This window comes from Pseudomonas sp. PSE14, assembly GCF_029203285.1.
Classification (GTDB): Bacteria; Pseudomonadota; Gammaproteobacteria; order Pseudomonadales; family Pseudomonadaceae; genus Pseudomonas.
Genome location: NZ_CP115669.1, coordinates 5,663,595 through 5,685,869, shown reverse-complemented (window position 1 = coordinate 5,685,869; position 22,275 = coordinate 5,663,595). Strand labels below are relative to the sequence as shown.

Below are 22,275 nucleotides of genomic sequence, written 5' to 3'. Positions count from 1 at the left end.
ATGCGCGCGCATCACCGTTCCCGACGGAGGAGAGCCCGCCATGTGGCAGCAGAAATCCATCACCCTGCGCCCTCGTTCGCGAGGTTTCCACCTGGTCACTGACGAGGTCCTGGCCGCGTTGCCGGAGCTTGCGAAGTGCCGTGTCGGCCTGCTGCACCTGCTGTTGCAGCACACCTCGGCGTCGCTGACGGTGAACGAGAATGCCGATCCCTCGGTGCGCCGCGACTTCGAGCGATTCTTCAATCGCCTGGTGCCGCAGGGCGAGGGCGGTTACGAGCATGACTACGAAGGCCCGGACGATCTGCCGGCGCACTTCAAGGCCAGCCTGCTGGGCTGCCAGCTGACCCTGCCGATACAGGATGGCCACTTGGCAATGGGCGTCTGGCAAGGTATCTATCTCGGCGAGCACCGTGACCACGGGGGCCCGCGCAGGATACTGGCGACCTGGCAGGGCGAGCTTGTGTGAATTTTTTCCAGCTGCGTTCGTCAAAGCGCGCAGCTGGGCTATAACTAACGTGCTTTGCAGCACCACAGAGGTTGAACAATGAGCGACGAAGAACTGGAACAGGACGAGCTGGACGGCGCCGATGAGGACGATGGCGAGGAACTCGCCGCGGCTGACGATGGTGAAGCCGAAGGCAACGATGGGGATGAAGCCCCTTCTTCTTCCGGTGGCGGCAAGAAAGCCAAGGCCGCGGTAGAGGAAGAGGAACTGCCCTCGGTCGAAGCCAAGCAGAAGGAACGCGATGCCCTGGCCAAGGCGATGGAGGAATTCCTCAATCGCGGTGGCAAGGTGCAGGAGATCGAACCCAATGTGGTCGCCGATCCGCCCAAGAAGCCGGATAGCAAATACGGCAGCCGCCCTATCTGATATCTGACGCGACATGAAAAAGCCCCGCCATTCCCGAGAGGGAGTGGCGGGGCTTTTTCATGGCCGTCTGTTGAGTGTATTGCCGTCTCCTGGCCTTAGGGACGACGGGAGCACCTAGCTCAACCAATTGGGTCGCTGCCCTTGTAGGAGCAAGCTCGCTCCTACGAAGAGCCAAAGCCTCAGAGCTTCGCCAGAACTCCCGGCAGCTCGGAAAGGTTGTGGATGATCGCGCTGGGCGCCTCTTCGCCATCCCAGTCCTTGCGCCCCGGATTGAACCAGACCGCCTTCATGCCGGCGCGCCGCGCCCCGGCGATGTCGTCGCTGGGATGGTCGCCGATGTGCACGGCCTGCTCCGCCGCCACGCCACCGCGCTTGAGCGCTTCCTGGAACGGATGCGGGTCCGGCTTGCCAACCCCCAGCTCCTCTGCGCACAGGGCGAACTGGAAGTAGTCGGCCAGGCCCAGGCGGCGCACGTCGGCATTGCCGTTGGTGAGCACGCCGAGGATGAACTGGTTGGCTAGCCGCTCCAGCGTCGGATGCACCTCGGGGAACAGCGCCACCTGATGCCGCGCGTGGAGGAAGGTCTGGAAGCCGGCTTCGGCCAGGTCACCCGCCTCGGCCTGTGGATAACCGGCGTCGATCAGCGCGTGGAACAGGATGCGCCGACGCAGTTCGCTCAGGCGGTGCTTGAGCATCGGGTCCTCGCCCAGCAGGCGCGAGCGGATCGCCCACAGGTGCTCGATGGGCACCGGGCCCAGTTGTGCGGCGTTCACCGCCAGCCATTCGCGCAGGGTGGCTTCCGCGCTGTTCATCACCGGGGCGACGTCCCACAGCGTGTCATCGAGGTCGAAGGTGACCAGACGGATACTCATTCTTCAGCTCCCGGCTCGCCATCGTGCTTGCGGCGCGCCCGCGGGTGCGCCTGGTCGTAGACCGTGGCGAGGTGTTGGAAATCCAGGTGGGTGTAGATCTGCGTGGTGGCAATGTCGGCGTGGCCGAGCAACTCCTGTACGGCACGCAGGTCCTGGGACGACTCCAGCATATGGCTGGCGAAGGAGTGTCGCAGCATGTGTGGATGCAGGTGCTGGCCCAGCTCGCGCACGCCGGCTTCGCGCACTCGCAGCTGGATGGCGCGTGGGGTCAGGCGCTTGCCGCTGCGGCCGATGAACACCGCGTTGTCCTGCGGCGAGGCCAGCGCCCGCAACGGCAGCCAGGCTTCGATGGCCTGTCGCGCGGCGCGGCCCACGGGCAGTTCGCGCACCTTGTTGCCCTTGCCGTGCACGCGCACCAGGCCTTCCTTGAGGTCGAGCCACTCCAGGTCCAGGCCGACCAGCTCGGACAGGCGCAGGCCGGAGGAATAGAACAGCTCCAGCACGGCCTGGTCGCGGCGGGCGATGAAGTCGTCCTCGACACCACCGTCGAGCAGTTGTGCAGTGCGGTCGGTATCGAGGGTGCGCGGCAGCTTGCGCGCGCCCTTGGGCGCGGACAGGCCGTCGGCGGGATTGTGCCGGCAGCGGCCTTCACGAATCAGGTACTGGAACAGCCCGCGGGTGGCCGACAGCAGGCGCGCCAGGCTGCGGCTGGCGAGGCCTTGCTGGTGCAGGCGGGCGACGAACAGGCGCAGGTCCCGCACCTGAAGTGCCGGCCAGTCGCTGAGCGAGGCTTTTTCGCAGAGGGATGCCAGGCGCGTCAGGTCGCGGCGGTAACCGTCGAGCGTGTGGCTGGACACCTGGCGCTCGCTGCGCAGGTGTTCCAGGTAGGCGTCGATGTCGGCTTCAAGCTTCAAGCGTCAGCTCCAAGTACAGGCTGTCCTCTTGCAGCTTACAGCGTGAGGCGTGCCGCTGCTGTTATCGAACCGACCGCAGCGGCGTGGAAAAGCGCGGCAGGGTGCGGGCGAGGACTTCGGCGACGTAGCCGAGGAACAGGGTGCCCAGCGAACTCTTGTAGTGCTGCGGGTCGGGGCTGCCGATCGCCAGCACGCCGTGCAGGCCCTGGAAGGTCAGCGGCACCACGGCGGCGGAGCCGACCTGCTCGCGTTCGTCTTCGCAGAACAGGAAGGCCAGCTCGTGGGGGCGCAGCACGCCGCAGACGGTCTTGCCGCCCGACAGCAGGCCGCCGATGGCCTGGTGCGCCTCGGCGCTGCTCACCGAGCGGCCCACGGGCAGGTTGTTGTCGCTGAACAGGATCAGGCTGACGTAGGGCACCTGGAATTCGTGGCGCAGGCTGTCTTCCACGGTGCTGACGATGTCTTCCAGGCTGGTGGCGTCGAGCAGGTCGAGCACCAGGCGGCGGGTCTTGTCGAACAGCCGGTCGTTGTCGCGGGCCACGTCCATCAGCTGCGACAGGCGATGGCGCATCTCGATGTTTCGCTCGCGCAGCAGGCGCACCTGGCGTTCCACCAGCGACACGGCATCGCCCGGCTGGTGCGGAATGCGCATCTCCGGGATCAGCTCGTCATGGTCGACGAAGAATTCCGGGTGCCGACGAAGATAGTCGGCGACCTGGTCGGCTTCGAGGGTAACGGTGGGTTCCTGCGGAGTATCGGTCATAAGCGTCCCGGTTTATTGCCTGCGCCTGTTCATGCGGCGTTGGAAACAGGCCTTATAGACGTACCTGGCCTTCGAACACCCGCACCGCGGGCCCGGTCATCATAACGGGCTGACCCGGTCCTGCCCACTCGATGGACAACCGTCCGCCGGGAAGCTCGATCTGTACCGGCGATTGCAGCCAGCCCTGGCGGATTCCGGCGACCGCCGCCGCGCAGGCGCCGGTGCCGCAGGCGAGGGTCTCGCCGACGCCGCGCTCCCAGACGCGCAGGCGCGCCTGGTGCGGGTCGACCACCTGCAGGAAGCCGATGTTGGCCTTCTGCGGGAAGCTTTCATGGATTTCGAGTTTCGGCCCCAGCGTGCGCACCGGGGCGCTGTCCACGTCATCCACGCGCAGCACGCCGTGCGGGTTGCCCATGGAGATCGCCGCCAGCTGGTAACTCTGGCCGTCCACTTCGACGCCGTAGCTCAGCGCCTCGACGTCGGCCTGGAACGGCACCTGCTCGGGCGCCAGGCGCGGCGCGCCCATGTTCACGGTGACCTGGCCATCGTTGGTGATGGTCAGTTCGATCATCCCGCCCTTGGTTTCCACGCGGATGGTCTTCTTCACCGTCAGGCGCTTGTCGACCACGAAGCGGGCAAAGCAGCGCGCGCCGTTGCCGCACTGTTCGACCTCGGTGCCGTCGCAGTTGAAGATGCGGTAGCGGAAATCCGCCTCCGGCGTGCTCGGCGGCTCAACGATCAGCAACTGATCGAAACCGACCCCGAAATTGCGGTCGCCCCACTGTTTCACGTGGCGTGGTTGCACATGGGCGTGCTGGCTGACCAGGTCCAGGACCATGAAGTCATTGCCCAGCCCATGCATCTTGGTAAAGCGCAGAAGCATCGTCGTCTCGGCCTCAGTCCGGCAGCAGGCTTTCGCCGGCGAACAGCTCTTGTAGTGTCTCGCGGCGACGCACTTCGTGCGCGGCCGAGCCATCCACCAGCACCTCGGCGGCGCGGCCCCGGGTGTTGTAGTTGGAACTCATCACGAAACCATAGGCGCCGGCCGAACGAACGGCCAGCAGGTCACCTTCTTCCAGGGCGAGGCTGCGGTCCTTGGCGAGGAAGTCGCCGGTTTCGCAGATCGGCCCGACCAGGTCGTAGGTGCGTGCTTCGCTGTCACGGGCGACGACCGGGGTCACGTCCATCCAGGCCTGGTACAGCGCCGGGCGGATCAGGTCGTTCATCGCCGCATCGACGATGGCGAAGTCTTTGTCTTGGGTGTGTTTCAGGTACTCGACGCGGGTCAGCAGCACGCCGGCGTTGGCGGCGATGTTGCGGCCCGGCTCGAACACCAGCGCCAGCGGGCGGTTGCCCAGGCGCTCGCGCAGGGCGCGGATGTACTCGGCAGGCGCAGGCGGCGTTTCATCGCGGTAGCGCACGCCGAGGCCGCCACCCAGGTCCAGGTGGCGGATGGCGATGCCGCGCGCGGCGAGGCGATCCACCAGCGCCAGCAGGCGGTCGAGGGCGTCGAGGAAGGGTTCCAGGCTGGTCAGCTGCGAGCCGATGTGGCAATCGACGCCGATCACGTCCAGGTTCGGCAGCTGCGCGGCGCGGGCGTAGACCGCCTCGGCGGCGTCGATGGCGATGCCGAACTTGTTTTCCTTCAGGCCCGTGGCGATGTACGGGTGGGTCTGCGCGTCGACGTCCGGGTTGACCCGCAGGGACACCGGCGCCTTCACGCCCAGTTCGGCGGCAACCGCCTGCAGGCGTTCCAGCTCCACCTCGGATTCGACATTGAAGCAGTGCACGCCGACCTGCAGGGCTCGGCGCATGTCCTCGCGGGTCTTGCCGACACCGGAGAACACCACTTTCGCCGGATCGCCACCGGCGGCCAGCACGCGCTCCAGTTCGCCACGGGAGACGATGTCGAAGCCCGCGCCCAGGCGCGCCAGCACGTTCAGCACGGCGAGGTTGGAGTTGGCCTTGACCGCGAAGCACACCAGATGCGGCACGCCCGCCAGGGCGTCAGCGTAGGCGCGGTATTGCTGCGTCAGGTGCGCGCGGGAATAGACGTAGGTCGGCGTGCCGAAGCGCTCGGCGATCGCCGACAACGGCACGTCCTCCGCGAACAGTTGCCCGTCGCGGACGGAGAAGGCGTCCATGGGAGCTACCCTCAGAGACCGTAGCGGTCCTTGCTGTGTTCGCTCTTGGCCTTCTCGTCGTCCGGCAGGTACAGCGGGCCTTTCTGGCCGCAGCCGGCCAGCGCGGCGGTCAGCACGGCCAGCGCGACGAAGGGAAGCAGCAGTCGCTTCATGGCGGAATCCTTGTAATAAAGCGTCAATTGGACCGGAGTATACCGACCCCCCGCCGGCTTGCCTATTCGAGCGGGCTCCCGCCCGGCGGGGCTTGCGGGTCGCGCCGGGCGGGCAACTGGCCCTATGATGCGGGCAAAAAACGGAAAGCTCGATGGACTATCGCGATCCCCTGCCCAGTTCGGTATCGGTGGCCTACCTGCAGGGCCTCGTGGAGCATCTGCAGCGCCAGGGCGTAGAGCCTGCGCAGCTGCTGGCGACGGTGCACCTGGAGCCTTCGATCCTCGCCCAGCGCGATCAGCGCATCGCTGCCAGCGCGTACCTGGAACTGGTCGGCGCTGGCGTGCGGCTCAGCGGCGACGACAACCTCGGCCTGCACCTGGGCGAGGCGGTACGCCCGGGCTACTACGGGGTGCTGGGCTACCTGATCATGAGTTGCGCGACCCTCGCCGATGCGTTGCACCGCCAGGCTCGCTACGCCGCGCTGGTGGGCAACCTGGGGCGCGTGGAGCTGGCCGACGAACCGCCGCGCGCGGGCTGCGAAGCCCTGGTAAAGCACAGCTGGGAGCCGCTGCTGCCGCAACAGCAGCGACAGATGAGCGAGGAGACCCTGGCCGGCTGGGTCAGCTTCGGCCATTGGGTCAGCGGTGTGGACGAGGCGCCCTTCGAGGTGCGCTTCCGCCACGGCGCGCCGGCCGACACCCGCGAGCATCAGCGCATCTTCCGCTGCCCGGTGCTGTTCGATCAGCCGGACAACGCCCTGGTCTTCCCCAAACGCCTGCTGGCGCTGCCGCTGGGCCAGGCCGACGCCCAGGTGCGCAGTACCCTGGATGCCTACGCCGAGCGCCTGCTGGCGGAGATCAACAAGGGCGACAGCGTACTCGACCGCGCCCGCCTGGAGCTGGCGCGCCAGTTGCCGGAGCAGGGCGCGGACCTCGAGCGCCTGTCGCAGACGCTGGCGCTGAGCCCCCGCACGCTGCAGCGCCGTCTGCGCGATACCGGCCTGTCATTCAGCCAGCTGGTGGACGAAACCCGCCAGCAACTGGTGCTGCACTACCTGCGCGACCCGGCGCTGGACAGCGCCGACATCGCCTACCTGCTGGGCTTCAGCGAAGCCGGCTCGCTCGCCCGCGCATTCCGGCGCTGGACGGGGCAGAGTCTGGGCCAATACCGGCGTAAACTGGTGCCTTTGACCGATCCCGAGGACGATGCATGAGCACTTTGAGCGAAGCCCGCTTCCATGACCTGGTGGACGCCGTACAGGTAACGGTGGAGGACGCCTTCGACGACAGCGACCTGGACGTGGACCTGGAGAACTCCAGCGGCGTATTGACCGTGCGTTTCGAGAATGGCACCCAGCTGATCCTCAGCCGCCAGCCGGCGCTGCGCCAGCTGTGGGTGGCGGCGCGCTCCGGTGGTTTCCACTTCGACTACGACGAATCCGGCTCGCTGTGGATCTGCGACAGCACCCGCGAGCCGCTGGGCGCGCTGCTCAACCGCGCCACGCTGGAACAGGCGGGCGAGGATGTCGACTTCCCCGGAATCTGAGCCGCAGGCGAGGGTCGCCTCGCCCTGCTGCCGGCGCTGTTGCCTGGACGAGGCGGACATCTGCCTGGGCTGCGGCCGCACTCTGGGCGAGATCCTGGAGTGGAACGAGGCGGACGGCGAGCGCCGCCGGGCGATCCTGGCGGACTGTGAAAAGCGCCGAAACAACCGCTCACCCGTGGGGTGAGGGTTGGTATTGCTTATTTTCTGTGCTGTGTTAGTGTCCGGAAAAACCCCGCCTTAGGGCGGGGTTTTTCATTTTTCGAATTCCAGAACGCTTTCAGTAGTCACTAGCTTTCGATACCAGAGAACCAGGGCCCCGAGCGCGCGAGCGTCCGGGGCTCTCCTGTAAGGAGACTGCCAACCATCATGACCACGACACCCATCACCGTTACCCGGCTCGACCTGCAACGTCTGGAGCGCCTGCTCGACAGCCTGGATGAGTACGGTCCCGCTGCCGAGGCGCTGGAGGCTGAACTGGCCCGTGCCACGGTCGTCGGCCACGACGAGGTACCGCCGGGCGTGGTCACGATGAACTCCACCGTGCGCTGCCGCGAGGAAGGCAGCGGCAAGGAATACCACCTGACCCTGGTTTACCCGGCCGACGCCGGCGGCGAAGGCAGGGTATCGATCCTCGCCCCGGTGGGCACCGCGCTGCTGGGCCTGACCACCGGCCAGAGCATCGATTGGCCGGCGCCCAGCGGCAAGACCCTGAATCTGACCCTGCTGGAAGTGGAATACCAGCCCGAGGCTGCCGGCGATTTCGACCGCTGAGCGTTCAGTCTCTGAAGACCCCGCCTCCGGGCGTTTCGCGCCGCGGCCACTCAGGCCTCGGCCAACGCCCGGTTCAGAGCCAGCTCCAGGCTCTGCTTGTAACGCAGGAAATGCACCGTCTGTAGCTCGCCGCCTTCCTGCATCGCCGTCAGGTCGAGGTCGGTGATGTAGCAGGGATAGCGCTCCTGGCCGCTGCGCTGGCTGAGGATGTGCCGGGCCACCGCCTGGAACAGCCCGTCGCCGTACTCCAACTCGGAGAATTCGCGGTGGTTGCAGTACAGCGTGGTGCGGGCGCGTTGCCCGTCGCCTGGCTCGATGATCGCCTGCACGTTGTAGTACGGCATCGCTTCCAGTGCCTGCGGGGCGGTGCGCCGCTCGATCCGCTGCGCGCGCTGGTGGCCGTTGGGCAGGACCTCGTAGAAGAGTATCTCCGCGCCCACCGTGCGTTGGCCTTCGACCAGCGGCAGCAGCGCATTGCGCCGGTACTGCACCGATTGCAGGAAGCGTTGCAGCGGCAGCAGCAGGCTTTCCTCGTTGTCGTAGGCCTGACGACGGCGCCAGAGCGCATTGCGTTCGTCGAGGACGCTGATCTCGGCGGTCCCTTCGTCCAGGCGATAGAACACCTGCACGCAGTTGGCCCGGCCCAGCGGCAGGATCAGCGCCAGGTCCTCGCCTTCCAGCGCATGCCGGTCCAGTTGCAGGACGCCGTTGTCCTGCTGGGTGTCGCCCAGGTGTTCGATCAGCGCCGACATCCCTTCCACCACCCGGTGGCTGACGTCGCCCGGGGTCAGTTGCAGCAGGTGGAAGTGCTGCCGCACCTGCAGCAGGAAGCGTCCGCCGCGCCCGCTGGCGAGTTGTCCGTGGGCATCGCGGATCAGGTCTTCCACGCGCTGGGCGATGGCGACGGCGCGGTTGCGGCAGAAGCAGCGCACCAGCAGGCGCGGCGGCGGGGCGTCGCTCGGCAGGCCGTTGAGGAAGTCGCGCAGGCAGTCGAGCAGCGCGTGGGGACCGGCGAAGCGGCTGACCACCAGCTCGTTCCAGCTGTTCAGGGTGATCTGGTCGAGGGTCAGCACCAGGTTGTCGCGCACGCCGGAGTAGCCGAGGGAGTCGGTGCGCTCGGTGGTCATGTGCACGTTCATCTGGCTGTGCTGGCGCAACGGGTCGAGGCCGACGTTCACCAGGATCAGCGTCTGCGCCGGCACGCTGCTGCGCAGCAGGGCGCTTTCCGGCACGTCGGCGAGCGGCAGCGGGAAGGCCTGTTGCAGGCAGCCCAGCAGGTTCTGCAGTTCGAATTCGCTGAGGTCGCTGGCGCCCGGTTGCAGGGACAGGCGCGTGGTGGCGTCGATCACGCCATTGCGATGACTCCAGGCCAGCAGCTCCATCAGGTCGCGGGCGCGGCGCAGCGGGGCGAAGTCGGCCATTTCCTGCAGTGACAGGCTGCCGCTGAACAGCGCCCAGTACGGCGGCTTGCCGGCTTCGGCGGGCAGCTGGGCGAGGGTGAGGATGTCTTCGGCGACGTCCGGGGCGATGCCCGGGTTGATGAACTCGACCTTGCCGGCCTTGCGCTCGAAGGCGGCGTACAGGCGCCGGCCGAGCACGCTCAGGTCGCGCGGGTCGATGCCGCTGGCGGCCTGCTGCAGGCGGGCGAACTGGGAGAGGAAGCGGTAGCTGTGGGTCAGCTCGTTGACCAGCGCGCGGCGCTCCAGCAGCACCTGGCGGACCTTCCACTGGCTGCGGCTGTCGAGCAGCCCGTAGGTGCGGCTGTCCCAGTTCCACTCGGCGGACAGGCGCTCCATCAGCTTGCGCTGCCAGCTCTTGTGGCCCTGGCGTGGCGGACGGCTGAGTTTCTTGCCGACCTTCAGGTAAAGGCAGCGGCGGATCAGCTCCAGGCGCTCCCGCTCGCCGCGCGCCGAAAGGTATTCCTCCAAGCGACGGTAGAGCATCACGTAGGGGTCGAGCTCGTCCTCATCGAGCCGCCCGGCGTAGATCGCCTGCTTGTAGCGCAGGCTCAGACAGGCGCCGTTCGGGTGCTCGCTGGCGTAGACCTCGGTGAGCAGCAGCTTGAGCACCGACTTGTAGGGCGACTCGATGCCCTTGAACAGCTGCCACATGCCCGCGCCGATGAACTCGCCGGGTGGGATGCGCGCCAGGTGGCCGAGGTCGAGGACATCTTCGGCGCGGATGAAGCGTTTGCTCAGCAGCGTCTGGCAGTACTGCGCGTAACGGCCTTCTTCATAGTCCGGCACCAGCCACCACAAGGGCGTGCGCCCGCCGAGCCAGATGGCGGTGCGGTAGAACTCGTCGAGCAGCAGGTAGTGCTGGCTGGTGCCGCAGTCGTCGGAGGTCAGGCGGGCGTCGCGCGCGCCCTGGGTGAAGCGCTGCGGCTCGATGAAGAAGCAGTGCACCTCGGCGCCCTGTGTCGCGGCCCACTGTTCCAGCAGGTCGCACTTGCGGCGCAGTTCGCTCAGTTCCTGCGGGGAAAGATCGGAGGCGTGGCAGACCCACAGGTCCAGGTCGCTCTGCTCGGCCTGGGCGACGGTGCCCAGGCTGCCCATCAGGAACAGGCCGTGGATCGGCAACGGCGGGTCGCCTCGGCGCGGCTTGTAGCTGAAGGAGCGGGTCAGGCGCTGGGCTTCGGCGAGCAACTCGTCGTCCGGGACGAAGTTGGACAGGCCCGCCGGCGTTGCCGCCGACACATAGCCGGGCAGCAGCGGATGGTTCACGTCCAGCAGCAGCGGCAGCAGCTTCAGCACCAGTTGCTGGCGGGTGGACAGCGCTTCGCTGGCGCGCCGCAGGCGGCCGGCATTGACCTTCAGGAAGCGCTGGCGCAGCTGCGCCAATACCTTGCGGTCGATGCCGTCGTCGATGTCCGGGCGAATCTCGGGGGTGAGCGTCATGGCGTACTACGGCCTGGCCAACGGCGCCGCATCAGGGTGTGCGGCGCCCGGAAATTTGCCAGGTTATCGCCCGCTCATGGCGAATCTTGAGATCAGCTGCGCAGGATGCCCAGCAGGACCTGGGCATGCTCGGCGGCGTCGAGACCCAGGCTGGTCAGGTAGCCGCCGTCGGGTTTGTCGATCAGCCCCTTGGCGTGCAGGCGTTCGGCGGCCGCGACGGTGTCCCGCGAGGCGTCGTGGTGGACTTTCAATCCCGCCTGGCTGTTCTCCAGATCGAAGAGTGCCAGCAGATCCAGTTCCGCAACCATATCTTTGGTGAAAGCCATACGCGCAACTCCCAATGGTCAGTGAGGCCTCAGTTTAGTCTCAAGTCCGACCGGTTCGGCAAGCGCTCTTATGCCTCGGTACCGTCGGGCAGGGTCGGCAGCGCGCGCAGGGCCTGCTCGTACCACGCGCCGTCGAAGGCGCGGTCGTCGGCCAGCATGGCCTCGATTTCGTGGGCGAGCACCAGGGCCATCAGGTGCAGCGCATCCTCGCGCTCGTAGCCGACCAGGGTGAGCTTGTTGAACACCGCGCGGGCGGCCGGCGGGCTCTCGCTCTCGATCTGGTTTTCGATGGCCTGGATCAGGGTGTCTTCGGCGAAGGACTCTTCGCCATCGTCGTGGTCGGTCATCACGTTGCTCTCCGATGGGCTTGTGAAGCGGCGGGAAGTTGGCCAACCTGCGGGCAACTTCGGCTTGTAGAAGGACTGTCGGGCGACATGATCACCTATTACACCCTCGTCGGCGACCGCCTGGTGCGCCACAACGGCAGCGAATGCCACGGCATGCCCAAGGACACCCTGTGGATCGACCTGTTCCAGCCCACGCTGGAAGAGGAGCAGCTGTTGGAGTCGATCATCGCGGTGGATGTGCCGACCCGCGAGGAAATGGCCGAGATCGAGGACTCTTCACGTTTCTACGAGAGCAACGGCGCGCTGTATATGACCACCACCGTGGTCGGCGGCATCCGCGAGCACAAGCCGAGTACCTCGGAAGTCACCTGCGTGCTGACCCCGCACTGGCTGGTGACGGTGCGCTACACTGACCTGCTGGCCTTCCGCACATTCGAGGCGCGCACCCAGCGCGGCGGCTGCCAGGGCAAGAGCGACCAGTTGTTCGTGACCCTGATGGACAGCGTGGTGGACCGCATCGCCGACGTGCTGGAGACGGTACAGCAGCAACTCGATTCGCTGTCCAACGGCATTTTCCAGGAAGGCCAGGCCAGTGGCGGCAAGACGGACCTGCAGGGCATCGTCAAGCAGTTGGGGCGGGGCAACTCGCTGCTCTCCAAGCTCAACGAAAGCCTGCTGAGCATTAGCCGGCCGCTGTCCTACTTCCGCCAGGGCAGCAACGGCTGGATCAGCGAGGAGACCAAGCTGGGCATGAAGTCGGTGGAGCGCGACGTGCGCTCGCTGAGCGAGTACCAGTCGAAGATGTCGGCGGAGATCACCTTCCTGCTCGACTCAACCCTCGGCCTGATCAACATCGAGCAGAACAGCATCATTAAGGTGTTCTCCATCGCCGCCGTGCTGTTCCTGCCGCCGACCCTGGTGGGCACCGTGTACGGCATGAACTTCCAGCACATGCCGGAGCTGGCCTGGATGGCCGGCTACCCGATGGCGCTGGTGGCGATGGTGGTCTCGGCGATCATTCCGTACTACTGGTTCAAGTACAAAGGCTGGTTGTAAGGCGTTGATGCGGGTCAACGAGGGCCCGCGATGCGGATTGCACAGTGGAGGGCCGACCCCGTCTCACAGGAGGAGACCATGCCGCAGCCCGACGCCAACAAGCCCCTTCCCGCCAATACCCCCACCGCCGGTGGCGAGGACATCCGCGCGCAAAGCCACGGACCGGTGGCGCTGACCGTGGCCATGGCTCCGCGCGGCAGCAACGAGGACTCCACGTCCGCCGAGCTGCCCGCCGGCTACCCCTACCGCACCCGTCTGCAGCGCAAGGCCTACGAGAAGCAGAAGGCGCAGCTGCAGGTCGAACTGCTGAAGGTGCAGAGCTGGGTGAAGGAAACCGGCCAGCGCATCGTCGTGCTCTTCGAGGGTCGCGACGCCGCCGGCAAGGGCGGCACCATCAAGCGCTTCATGGAGCACTTGAACCCGCGCGGCGCCCGCGTCGTGGCGCTGGAGAAACCCAGCGACGCCGAGCGTGGGCAGTGGTACTTCCAGCGCTACGTCCAGCATTTGCCCACCGCTGGCGAGATCGTCTTCTTCGACCGCTCCTGGTACAACCGCGCCGGCGTCGAGCGGGTCATGGGCTTCTGCTCGCCGCGCCAGTACCTGGAGTTCATGCAGCAGACCCCGGAGCTGGAGCGCATGCTGGTACGCAACGGCATCCACCTGTTCAAGTTCTGGTTCTCGGTGAGCCGCGAGGAGCAACTGCGCCGCTTCGTCTCGCGCCGCGACGATCCGCTCAAGCACTGGAAGCTGTCGCCCATCGACATCCAGTCGCTGGACCGCTGGGACGAGTACACCCAGGCCAAGGAGGCGATGTTCTTCCACACCGACACCGCCGATGCGCCCTGGGTGGTGATCAAGTCTGATGACAAGAAGCGCGCGCGGCTGAACTGCCTGCGCCACTTCCTGCATTCGCTGGACTATCCCGGCAAGGACCCGAGGATCGCCCACGCCCCGGACGAGCTTCTGGTCGGCCGGGCCGCCGAGCTGGACCGTGACGAACTGGAACGCCTGGTACCGGCCCCTGTAGCGGAGCCGGTCCCGGCCTGAGTCCTTATTGCTGGCTGAGCTGCATCAACTGGCCGGACACCGCCCGGGCGTTGCGTTCGACGATGATCGGCGCCCAGGGCCGGCCGGAGGCGCTGACCACGGTGTTGCTCCTGCTGTTCATGTCCTGCAGCGCCTTGCTCAGGTACTCCCAGCGGGTGCGCAGCTTCTTGGTCGCGTCGCTGTCCGGCAGTTGCTCGATGCGCTGCGACAGCAGCGGCACCAGCACGCGCTCGTCCTGGCCCAGGTACTCCTGGGATTGTTCGCGCGCCAGTTCCAGCCCGCTCAGGTAGGCGCGGCCCAGGTACTGGGTGGCGAGGAATTCGACCCGTACCGGCAACTGCCATAGCGGAATCTGGCTGGCGTCGGCGCTGGCGGGGACGAAGCGTTCGATCTGGCTCAACAAGTCGCGCACGGCGCGGCTGAGTTCCTGGTTGTAGCGCCAGGGCAGGTCTTCTTCCTTGGGGCCGTAGGAAACGCCATTGCGTATTTGTGTAACGAAGGCGGCGTGGGCTTTTTTCAGCGCCTCATCGGATTTGGGGTAGGTCTTGACCGCCTGGTCCAGCGTGGCGAGGTCTTTCTCCAGTTGGGCGGCGTGTTCTTCCTGGAAGCCTTCGCCGCGCAGCAACAGCAGGCTGTTGATCGAGCGGCAGGTGTAGACCTGCAAGGTCTGCAGCTGCAGTTCGTCGCTGGGCAGGTTGGCCTGGGCGGTGAGAGCGAGGAGTCCGAAACAGCACAGCAGAATACCGCGAAGCACATCGAGCTTTCGGAGCATGGCGGGCGTTTCCTTGTTGTTATTGTGTGCCGCGCCAGGCGTCGGGGCGTGGGCATCTTGGCGCCAGAGTCGCAGCTACTCCAAGGCTAGCGCTGAACGGTGCCTCTGCAACCATCCAAAAGGAGGATTCGTCAGGATGCAGGCTTAGGCATGTGCGGCGTGGCGCAGGCGCTCGCGGTCGAGAATCTCGATGCCGCCATAGCTCAGGCGCAGGATGCCCTGAGCTTCCAGCTCCTTGAGGATCTGGTTGGTGGTCTGCCGCGACAGCGACAGCATGGCCGCCAATTGGTCCTGGGGCAGGTGCAGCTCGCGCTTGGCGGTGGCCGACTCGCCGTAGCCCTCGGCGATCATCAGCAGGCGCCGGGCCAGGCGCGGCGCGGCCGGCAGCAGTGACAGCTCCTCCAGCACGGCAAAGGTGATGCGCAGCTTGTGGCTCATCAGCAGGGCGAAGTCGCGCCAGTACTCCGGGTGTTGCGCCAGCAAGGCCTGCAGCGGCGCCAGGGGCACCTGCAGGAGGACGGTGGCGCCCTCGGCGTAGGCGTCGTGGGTGCGCGGCTGGCCGTCGAACAGGCAGATCTCGCCGAACCAGTTGGGCGGCTCGACCAGGGCCAGCAGCGCTTCCTTGCCGCTCTCGCCGACCACACTGACACGGATCGCGCCTTCCACCACGCAATACAGACCGCAGGGCGCATCGCCACGGGCGAACAGCCGCTGCCCGGCCGGCAGGCGGCGCACCAGGGCGGCGGCGCACAGCGCGTGGCGCAGGATTTCGGGCAGGGCCTGGAACCAGCGGCCTTCGTTGAGGCGGGGGAGGAAGGGTTTGGCGTCGGTCATGGGCTTTGTCGGCTAACTGACAGAGTGGGAAAGCGCGCAAACGCCATCATGCCAGCACCTTGCGGGAGAACAACAATGAAAACGCTCGTCGATCACCTTGCCCAATATGCCGCCTACCACCGTGACCGGCGGAATATCGTCAGCCACTTCATCGGTATTCCGATGATCGTGCTGGCCATCGCCACGCTACTCTCGCGCCCCGGCGTCGAACTGGCCGGCCTTCTGGTCTCGCCCGCCGCGCTGCTGGCGCTGGTCTCGGTGGTGTTCTACCTGCGCCTGGATCTGCGCTTCGGCGTGCTGATGGCGGCGTTGCTGGGGCTTTCGCTCTGGGGCGGGGCCGCCTTCGCCGCGGGCTCCACCGCATCCTGGCTGGCCTGGGGCATCGGCCTGTTCGTGGTCGGCTGGATCATCCAGTTCGTCGGCCACTGGTACGAAGGCCGCAAGCCGGCGTTCGTCGATGACCTCACCGGGCTGATCGTCGGCCCGCTGTTCGTCGCCGCCGAGGCGGCTTTCCTGCTGGGGCTGCGCGATGACGTGCGACATGCCGTGGAAGAGCGCGCCGGCCCCACCTGCATCCGCGAGAAGAAGGCGACCGCCTGATTCAGCTCATTCTGTGCCGCTGAGCTGGCGCAGGATGCGCGCGCTGTCGGGGTCGGCGGGGAAGAAGGTTTCCAGCGCCAGCTCCGACAGTGTCACGTCCACCGGTGTGCCGAACACCGTGATGGTGCCGATCAGGCTGCACACGCCCAGTTCGGTCTGCAACTGCACCGGAATCAGCACCATGTCGCCGCTGGCCGTCTCGTCGTAGGGCGGCGCCGGGTAGGCCGCCACTTCGTCGCGCAACGCCGCCAATGCCGGGTCGCCGCTGGCCTCGAAATCGTGCTGCAGGCGCTCCACCACGTGCGCCTTCCACGCCCCGAGATTGAGGATGCGCGGCGCCAGGCCCTTGGGGTGGAGACTCATGCGCAGCACGTTGATCGGCGGTTGCAGCAGCTCCGGATCAACGCCGATCAGGAAGATATCCACCGTACGGTTGGACGCCAGCAGGTTCCAGTGGCGGTCCACCACCATCGCCGGGTTCGGCTCGTGGGCCTTGAGCAACTGGTCGATGGCCTGTTTCGCCACGGTCAGTGCCGGGTCGTCCAGGCCTTTTTCCGAATACACCGGGGCGTAGCCGGCGGCGCTGAGCAGGCGGTTGCGTTCGCGCAGGGGAATGTCCAGCTGTTCGGCCAGATGCAGGAGCATCTCGCGGCTGGGCAGGGCGCGTCCGGTTTCGACGAAGCTCAGGTGGCGCGTGGAAATCTCCGCGTCGCAGGCGAGGTCGAGCTGGCTGAGTCGGCGGCGCTGGCGCCATTGGCGGAGCAGGGCGCCGACGGGGTGGGTTGGGCTGTTCTGGGCTGGACTGTTCATGGCATCGAACGATAGACCTTGCACTTCATTACGGCCATTACCTGGCAGGTAATCGACGCGCGGCAGGCTCGGGCGGATTCTGCAGCTACACGCCGCCAACCGGTGGCGACACTTGAAGGAGCTTCGCCATGACTCTGCTGCAACCGTCCCCGCTGCTTCGCCTTACCTTGAAGATCGACGCCCTCGCCGGTGGCGCCATGGGCCTGCTGATGGCCCTGGCCGCGCAGCCGCTCGGCGAGCTGTTTGACCTGCCTTTCGTCCTGCTGATGGTGGCGGGCATCGTGCTGTTGCCGCTGGCGCTGGTGCTCTACTGGATGAGCAACCAGCCGGCGCTGTCCCGCACCGGCGTCTGGGCGGTGATCGCGCTGAACGGCCTGTGGGTGGTGGAGAGCGTAGCCTTGCTGGTGACCGGCTATGTACAACCGACCACTCTGGGTTATGCCTTCGTCATCGGACAGGCGCTGGTGGTCCTGCTGTTCGCCGAGCTGGAGTTCTTCGGCCTGCGCCGGTCGGCTGTGCTGGCGCTGTGAATGCAACAAAAGTAGGGCGCATAACGCCCCAGCGTTATCCGCCGGACCGGAGCTGGCGGATAACCTGTTCCAGGTTATGCGCCCTACGGTGTTGTTTCGCTTCCGTTCTGGCCTTGGGTTCGCGAGCAAGCTCGCTCCTACAGGGTGCGCTCTTCGTAGGAGCGAGCTTGCTCGCGAACCGCTTTAAGCCAGCGCTTCGCGGACGAAGTCGAGCCGATCCTGGCCGAAGAACATCTCGTCGCCGACGAATATCGTCGGTGCGCCGAACATCCCGCGCTTGATCGCCGCCTCGGTATTGGCCTTCAGCGTGTCCTTCACTTCCTGCTCGGCGGTCAGCGCCAGCAGCGCCTGCGGATTGAAGCCCGCTTCGGCCAGCAACGGGCCGAGCAGCGCCGGATCGCCCAGGTTCAGCGCGTCCACCCACATGCCCTTGAACACGCAGGCCAGCAGCGCCTCGAAGCGTTCCGGCTGGCGCATCTGGATGCCGGTGGCGGCGCGCATCAGGGTGAGGGTGTTGATCGGGAAATGCGGGTTCATCTCCAGCGGCACGCCGTAGCGGCGGGCGAAGCGCAGCATGTCGATCAGGGTGTAGCGGCCCTTGGCCGGGATGGCGATGGGGGAGGCGTTGCCGGTGGCCTGGAATACGCCGCCCAGCAATACCGGACGATAGACCAGCTCGGCGCCGGTTTCGGCGCAGATCTTCGGCAGTTGGGTGTAGGCCAGATAGGAAGTCGGGCTGCCGAAGTCGAAGTAGAACTCGACGCTCTTGCTCATGAGTGGCTCTCTTTGTTGTTGTCGTTATGGGTGGATCACCAGCGCTCGATCCACGGGCGCAGATCCAGTTCGAAAGTCCAAGCATCCCTGGGTTGGGAGTGCAGATACCAATAGCTGTCGGCGATGTGCTCGGGGTCGAGGATGCCGTCCTGGTCCTTGAGCTTGTAGCGCTCGGGGAAGGTCTCGCGGATGAACTCGGTGTCGATGGCGCCGTCCACCACCACGTGGGCGACGTGCAGACCCATCGGCCCCAGCTCGCGGGCCATGCTCTGGGCCAGGGCGCGGATGCCGTGCTTGGCCCCGGCGAAGGCGGCGAAGCCCGAGGCGCCGCGCAGGCCGGCGGTGGCGCCGGTGAAGAGGATGGTGCCGCGCTGGCGCTTGACCATGCGCTTGGCCACTTCGCGGCCGGTGAGGAAGCCGGAGAAGCAGGCCATCTCCCAGATCTTGAAGTATTTGCGCGCGGTCTCTTCGAGGATGCTGCAGGGCACATTGGCGCCGATGTTGAAGACGAAGGCTTCGATGGGGCCGATGTCGCGCTCGATGGTTTCCACCAGCTCGATCACTGCCTCTTCCTTGCGCGCATCGGAGGCGAAGCCGTGGGCCTCGCCACCCTCGGCGCGGATCGCATCCACCAGCGGTTGCAGCTTGTCCGCCGAACGCCGGGTGACGCAGGCGACATAGCCTTCGCGGGCGAAGCGGCGGGCGATGGCGCCACCGGTGGCGTCGCCGGCGCCGATCACCAGTACGACTTTCTTGTTCTGCGACATCCTCGTTTTCCTCTTTGGTAAACGGTCGTTGGGTAAACGAACGTTATGCTATTCTCCGGCGGACCGTCAACACGCTTTCCGGAGTCGCCCGATGCGCTACTCAGCCACCCACAAGGAAGAAACCCGCCAGCGCCTGATCGACAGCAGCGGCGCGATTGCCAAGCAGGGCGGCTTCGCCACCACCGGCGTGGACGGGCTGATGAAGGCGGTGGGCTTGTCCGGCGGGGCGTTCTACAACCACTTCGGCTCCAAGGACGAGCTGTTCGCGGCCATCGTCGAGCGCGAGTTGCAGCAGAGCGTCGAGCGGCTTGCGGCGAAAGGCAAGGTGCTGGATCGCGCCCGTCTTGAGCGTGGGCTCAAGCGTTATCTGAATGTCGCCCATGTGCAGGACGCGGCTGCCGGTTGTGCGATTCCGGCGTTGGGGGCGGAGATCGCCCGTGCCGACGTATCCGTGCGACAGAGCGCAGAGGATGCGTTGGTGGAATTGCAGCAGGCCTGGGCCGAGGTGTTGGGTTCGCAGGAAGATGCCTGGGCGCTGCTGGCGCAGTGCGTCGGCGCACTCATGCTGGCGCGGATGGCGGCGAGCGAGAAGGTGCAGAAGGCGATCGTCGAGTCGAGTCGGGATTTCCTGTTGCGTCACCTGGACGAGAAGTCGCAGGACTCAACCGCGTAGGAGCGAGCTTGCTCGCGAACAAAACCCGCTGCAGGGCCTGGTTCGCGAGCAAGCTCGCTCCTACGAAAAGCGCCATTGCCCCGGCACGGGGCGCGATCAGATATTCGCCACCGGCTGATACGCCTTCGGCTTGAAGTACAGCGTCTCGCCACGGGCGAGGCCGGTCAGGCTGTCGTGGTCCTTCACCACTTCGGCCTCGATCAACTCGTCCTGGCCTTCCACTTTCAGCGTCACCCGGGTGATCGCACCCAGCGGACGGATGTCGCGGACTTCGGCGGCGCGGTGCTCGGCCACTTCGGAGCGTGACAGCGAGATCTCGTGCGGACGGAACAGCACGTGCTCGTCACCGCCGATGTGCAGGCGGTTGGAGTCGCCGAGGAAGTGGTAGACGAAATCGCTGGCCGGGTTCTCGTAGACCTCGCCCGGCGAGCCGATCTGCTCGATCACGCCTTTGTTCATCACCACGATGCGGTCGGCGACTTCCATCGCTTCTTCCTGGTCGTGGGTGACGAACACCGAGGTCAGGTTGATCTCCTCGTGCAGGCGCGCCAGCCAGCGGCGCAGCTCCTTGCGCACCTTGGCGTCGAGGGCGCCGAAGGGTTCGTCCAGCAGCAGAATCTTCGGCTCCACCGCCAGGGCGCGGGCCAGGGCGATACGCTGGCGCTGGCCGCCGGAGAGCTGTTCCGGGTAGCGGTCGGCCAGCCAGTCCAGCTGCACCATGTTCAGCAGTTCGTGGACTTTCTCGGCGATGCGAGATTCGCTCGGGCGTTCCTTCTTCGGCTTCATGCGCAGGCCGAAGGCGACGTTGTCGAACACCGTCATGTGGCGGAACAGCGCGTAGTGCTGGAACACGAAGCCGACGTTGCGATCGCGCACGTCGTGCTGCGAGACGTCCTCGCCGTGGAACACGATGTTGCCGGCGTCCGGGGTTTCCAGGCCGGCGATGATGCGCAGCAAGGTGGTCTTGCCGCAGCCCGACGGGCCGAGCAGGGCCACCAGTTCGCCGCTGTGGATATCCAGGTTGATGTCGTTCAGCGCCTTGAAGGCGTTGAAGTTCTTGCTGACGTTACGGATCTCGATGCTCATGGTGTGGCTCTCACTCTTCGTCAGCTTTGACTTTGGCGCGGGTCAGGCGCGATTCGCTCCACTGCTTGAGCAGCAGGATGACCAGGGCCATCAGCAGCAGCAGGGTGGCGACGCTGAAAGCGGCGACGTGGTTGTACTCGTTGTAGAGGATTTCGACGTGCAGCGGCAGGGTGTTGGTGACGCCGCGGATGTGCCCGGAGACCACCGACACGGCGCCGAACTCGCCCATGGCCCGCGCGGTGCACAGCACCACGCCGTAGATCAGGCCCCATTTGATGTTCGGCAGGGTCACGTGCCAGAACATCTGCCAGCCATTGGCGCCTAGCAGGCGCGCGGCTTCCTCTTCCTGGGTGCCCTGTTCCTGCATCAGCGGGATCAGTTCGCGGGCGACGAAGGGGAAGGTGACGAAGATGGTGGCCAGGACGATGCCGGGCACGGCGAAGACGATCTGGATGTCGTGGTCCGACAGCCACTGGCCGAAGTAGCCCTGGGCACCGAACAGCAGCACGTAGATCAGGCCGGCGATTACCGGCGAGACCGAGAACGGCAGGTCGATCAGGGTCACCAGGATGCTCTTGCCGGGGAACTCGAACTTGGTCACGCACCAAGCGGCGGCGACGCCGAACACCAGGTTCAGCGGCACCGAGATGCCCACGGCGATCAGCGTCAGCTTCAGCGCGGACAGTGCGTCGGGTTCCAGGATGGCGTCGAAGAAGGTGCCGAAACCCTGCTTCAGCGCCTCGCTCAGCACCACGAACAGCGGCAGCAGCAGGAACAGCGCGAAGGCCAGCCAGGCCAGCGCGATCAGGGCGCGGCGGCCCCAGACATTACCCCGGCGAGCAGCATTGGCAGCGGCCGCGGCGGAAAGGCTTGCGGTACTCATGGCGCGCTCCTCAAGGCGTTTCGATGCGGCGTTGCAGCAGGTTGATCAGCAGCAGCAGGACGAAGGCGACGACCAGCATCAGCACGCCGATGGCGGTGGCGCCGGTGTAGTCGTACTGGTCCAGCTTGACCATGATCAGCAGCGGCAGGATTTCGGTCTTCATCGGCATGTTGCCGGCGATGAAGATCACCGAGCCGTACTCGCCGACGCCGCGGGCGAAGGCCAGGGCGAAACCGGTCAGCCAGGCGGGGAGCAGTGCCGGCAGCAGCACGTGGCGGAATACCTGCAAAGGCTTGGCGCCCAGGCAGGCGGCAGCTTCCTCGACTTCACGCGGAATGTCCGCCAGCACCGGCTGTACCGTACGTACGACGAAGGGCAGGACCACGAAGGTCAGCGCCAGGGTGATGCCCAGCGGGGTGTAGGCGATCTTCAGGCCGATCTCGGTGGCGAAGCGGCCGACCAGGCCGTTGGGTGCGTACAGCGCCGTCAGCGCGATACCGGCCACGGCGGTGGGCAGGGCGAAGGGCAGGTCGATCATCGCGTCGATGATCTTGCGCCCCGGGAAGCGGTAGCGCACCAGCACCCAGGCCAGCAGGGTGCCGATCACGCCGTTGATCAGGGCGGCGATCAGCGCGGTGCCGAAGCTCAGCTTGAGCGCGGCGATGACGCGCGGCGCGGTGATGATGGTCCAGAACTGATCCCAGGAGAGTTGGGTCGTCTTGAGGAACATGGCCCCCAGCGGAATCAGCACCAACAGGCTGAGATACACCAGGGTGTAGCCCAGAGTCAGCCCGAAGCCGGGTATGACCGGGGAGATGCGTCGTGACATTTGCTGTCCTT

At 66.3% G+C, this 22,275-nt stretch carries 28 protein-coding genes; 11 read left to right on the top strand and 17 right to left on the bottom strand.

The window, feature by feature from the left end; all coding sequences use genetic code 11:
- Positions 1-40: 40 nt before the first annotated feature.
- Both O6P39_RS26005 and sutA read left to right on the top strand, forming a co-directional pair.
- Positions 41-466 (top strand): secondary thiamine-phosphate synthase enzyme YjbQ, encoded by a 426-nt coding sequence (locus O6P39_RS26005; protein WP_275609237.1) that lies wholly within the window; start codon positions 41-43, stop codon positions 464-466.
- A gap of 78 nt (positions 467-544) precedes the next feature.
- On the top strand, positions 545-871 hold the full coding sequence (sutA, locus tag O6P39_RS26000) for a transcriptional regulator SutA (RefSeq protein ID WP_275609236.1): 327 nt from the start codon (positions 545-547) through the stop codon (positions 869-871).
- A 179-nt stretch (positions 872-1,050) separates the two neighbouring features.
- On the opposite strand, the gene O6P39_RS25995 is transcribed toward sutA, so the two are convergent.
- The 6 genes from O6P39_RS25995 to O6P39_RS25970 form a co-directional block, all read right to left on the bottom strand.
- Positions 1,051-1,743 carry an HAD family hydrolase gene (locus tag O6P39_RS25995; protein ID WP_275609235.1) on the bottom strand — a complete coding sequence of 231 codons (693 nt, stop codon included), beginning with the start codon at positions 1,741-1,743 and terminating at the stop codon, positions 1,051-1,053.
- Positions 1,740-2,657 (bottom strand): tyrosine recombinase XerC, encoded by a 918-nt coding sequence (gene xerC / locus O6P39_RS25990; protein ID WP_275609234.1) that lies wholly within the window; start codon positions 2,655-2,657, stop codon positions 1,740-1,742. The genes O6P39_RS25995 and xerC overlap by 4 nt, the downstream gene beginning before the upstream one ends.
- A gap of 61 nt (positions 2,658-2,718) precedes the next feature.
- Positions 2,719-3,420 (bottom strand): DUF484 family protein, encoded by a 702-nt coding sequence (locus O6P39_RS25985; protein WP_275609233.1) that lies wholly within the window; start codon positions 3,418-3,420, stop codon positions 2,719-2,721.
- Between the two features lie 52 nt (positions 3,421-3,472).
- On the bottom strand, positions 3,473-4,303 hold the full coding sequence (dapF, locus tag O6P39_RS25980; protein ID WP_275609232.1) for a diaminopimelate epimerase: 831 nt from the start codon (positions 4,301-4,303) through the stop codon (positions 3,473-3,475).
- A 13-nt stretch (positions 4,304-4,316) separates the two neighbouring features.
- Positions 4,317-5,564, bottom strand: coding sequence for a diaminopimelate decarboxylase (gene lysA, locus O6P39_RS25975; RefSeq protein WP_275609231.1), 1,248 nt, complete (start codon positions 5,562-5,564; stop codon positions 4,317-4,319).
- Positions 5,565-5,575: 11 nt separating this feature from the next.
- Entirely contained in the window at positions 5,576-5,716 is a 141-nt protein-coding gene (locus O6P39_RS25970) for a lipoprotein (RefSeq protein WP_015479508.1), read from the bottom strand.
- Positions 5,717-5,868: 152 nt separating this feature from the next.
- Between O6P39_RS25970 and O6P39_RS25965 the strand changes: the two genes are divergently transcribed.
- From O6P39_RS25965 to rnk, 4 genes are all read left to right on the top strand, one after another.
- Positions 5,869-6,930: an AraC family transcriptional regulator gene (locus O6P39_RS25965; RefSeq protein WP_275609230.1), complete on the top strand. Its 1,062-nt coding sequence runs from the start codon at positions 5,869-5,871 to the stop codon at positions 6,928-6,930.
- A complete protein-coding gene (gene cyaY, locus O6P39_RS25960) occupies positions 6,927-7,262 on the top strand; it encodes an iron donor protein CyaY (protein WP_259758043.1) in 336 nt (111 codons plus the stop codon). Before O6P39_RS25965 ends, cyaY begins: the two co-directional genes overlap by 4 nt.
- Entirely contained in the window at positions 7,240-7,446 is a 207-nt protein-coding gene (locus O6P39_RS25955; RefSeq protein WP_275609229.1) for a DUF1289 domain-containing protein, read from the top strand. Before cyaY ends, O6P39_RS25955 begins: the two co-directional genes overlap by 23 nt.
- Before the next feature lie 182 nt (positions 7,447-7,628).
- Positions 7,629-8,033 (top strand): nucleoside diphosphate kinase regulator, encoded by a 405-nt coding sequence (gene rnk / locus O6P39_RS25950; RefSeq protein ID WP_275609228.1) that lies wholly within the window; start codon positions 7,629-7,631, stop codon positions 8,031-8,033.
- Between the two features lie 50 nt (positions 8,034-8,083).
- On the opposite strand, the gene O6P39_RS25945 is transcribed toward rnk, so the two are convergent.
- The 3 genes from O6P39_RS25945 to O6P39_RS25935 form a co-directional block, all read right to left on the bottom strand.
- Positions 8,084-10,930 (bottom strand): class I adenylate cyclase, encoded by a 2,847-nt coding sequence (locus tag O6P39_RS25945; RefSeq protein ID WP_275609227.1) that lies wholly within the window; start codon positions 10,928-10,930, stop codon positions 8,084-8,086.
- A gap of 92 nt (positions 10,931-11,022) precedes the next feature.
- The gene (locus O6P39_RS25940) at positions 11,023-11,256 is read right to left on the bottom strand and encodes a TIGR02647 family protein (RefSeq protein ID WP_207886723.1); all 234 of its coding nucleotides are present in this window, start codon (positions 11,254-11,256) and stop codon (positions 11,023-11,025) included.
- 68 nt (positions 11,257-11,324) lie between these two features.
- Positions 11,325-11,603, bottom strand: a complete 279-nt coding sequence (locus O6P39_RS25935) for a hypothetical protein (protein WP_275609226.1) — start codon at positions 11,601-11,603, stop codon at positions 11,325-11,327.
- An 87-nt stretch (positions 11,604-11,690) separates the two neighbouring features.
- Between O6P39_RS25935 and O6P39_RS25930 the strand changes: the two genes are divergently transcribed.
- Positions 11,691-12,659, top strand: coding sequence for a magnesium transporter CorA family protein (locus O6P39_RS25930; RefSeq protein WP_275609225.1), 969 nt, complete (start codon positions 11,691-11,693; stop codon positions 12,657-12,659).
- 165 nt (positions 12,660-12,824) lie between these two features.
- On the top strand, positions 12,825-13,706 hold the full coding sequence (gene ppk2 / locus O6P39_RS25925; protein WP_275612034.1) for a polyphosphate kinase 2: 882 nt from the start codon (positions 12,825-12,827) through the stop codon (positions 13,704-13,706).
- 4 nt (positions 13,707-13,710) lie between these two features.
- Here the strand turns inward: ppk2 and O6P39_RS25920 are convergent, their stop codons facing one another.
- Complete coding sequence (locus tag O6P39_RS25920) at positions 13,711-14,478, bottom strand: hypothetical protein (RefSeq protein WP_275609224.1); 768 nt, start codon at positions 14,476-14,478, stop codon at positions 13,711-13,713.
- Between the two features lie 144 nt (positions 14,479-14,622).
- Positions 14,623-15,312, bottom strand: a complete 690-nt coding sequence (locus tag O6P39_RS25915; protein WP_275609223.1) for a Crp/Fnr family transcriptional regulator — start codon at positions 15,310-15,312, stop codon at positions 14,623-14,625.
- A gap of 75 nt (positions 15,313-15,387) precedes the next feature.
- Between O6P39_RS25915 and O6P39_RS25910 the strand changes: the two genes are divergently transcribed.
- Entirely contained in the window at positions 15,388-15,912 is a 525-nt protein-coding gene (locus O6P39_RS25910; RefSeq protein WP_275609222.1) for an Mpo1-like protein, read from the top strand.
- 6 nt (positions 15,913-15,918) lie between these two features.
- Here the strand turns inward: O6P39_RS25910 and O6P39_RS25905 are convergent, their stop codons facing one another.
- A complete protein-coding gene (locus O6P39_RS25905) occupies positions 15,919-16,722 on the bottom strand; it encodes a helix-turn-helix domain-containing protein (RefSeq protein WP_275609221.1) in 804 nt (267 codons plus the stop codon).
- Positions 16,723-16,850: 128 nt separating this feature from the next.
- Between O6P39_RS25905 and O6P39_RS25900 the strand changes: the two genes are divergently transcribed.
- Entirely contained in the window at positions 16,851-17,252 is a 402-nt protein-coding gene (locus O6P39_RS25900) for a hypothetical protein (RefSeq protein ID WP_275609220.1), read from the top strand.
- 183 nt (positions 17,253-17,435) lie between these two features.
- Here O6P39_RS25900 and O6P39_RS25895 read toward each other — a convergent pair whose 3' ends face one another.
- Complete coding sequence (locus tag O6P39_RS25895; protein ID WP_275609219.1) at positions 17,436-18,026, bottom strand: 2-hydroxychromene-2-carboxylate isomerase; 591 nt, start codon at positions 18,024-18,026, stop codon at positions 17,436-17,438.
- A 35-nt stretch (positions 18,027-18,061) separates the two neighbouring features.
- Entirely contained in the window at positions 18,062-18,793 is a 732-nt protein-coding gene (locus tag O6P39_RS25890) for an SDR family oxidoreductase (RefSeq protein WP_275609218.1), read from the bottom strand.
- 91 nt (positions 18,794-18,884) lie between these two features.
- Here O6P39_RS25890 and O6P39_RS25885 point away from each other — a divergent pair, with 91 nt between their 5' ends.
- On the top strand, positions 18,885-19,466 hold the full coding sequence (locus O6P39_RS25885) for a TetR/AcrR family transcriptional regulator (protein WP_275609217.1): 582 nt from the start codon (positions 18,885-18,887) through the stop codon (positions 19,464-19,466).
- A gap of 96 nt (positions 19,467-19,562) precedes the next feature.
- Here O6P39_RS25885 and O6P39_RS25880 read toward each other — a convergent pair whose 3' ends face one another.
- The 3 genes from O6P39_RS25880 to cysT are packed head-to-tail and all read right to left on the bottom strand — an operon-like array spanning position 19,563 to position 22,264.
- Positions 19,563-20,552 carry a sulfate ABC transporter ATP-binding protein gene (locus O6P39_RS25880; RefSeq protein ID WP_275609216.1) on the bottom strand — a complete coding sequence of 330 codons (990 nt, stop codon included), beginning with the start codon at positions 20,550-20,552 and terminating at the stop codon, positions 19,563-19,565.
- 10 nt (positions 20,553-20,562) lie between these two features.
- Positions 20,563-21,435, bottom strand: coding sequence for a sulfate ABC transporter permease subunit CysW (gene cysW, locus O6P39_RS25875; protein WP_275609215.1), 873 nt, complete (start codon positions 21,433-21,435; stop codon positions 20,563-20,565).
- A gap of 10 nt (positions 21,436-21,445) precedes the next feature.
- Positions 21,446-22,264, bottom strand: coding sequence for a sulfate ABC transporter permease subunit CysT (cysT, locus tag O6P39_RS25870; RefSeq protein WP_017520777.1), 819 nt, complete (start codon positions 22,262-22,264; stop codon positions 21,446-21,448).
- Between the last annotated feature and the right edge of the window lie 11 nt (positions 22,265-22,275).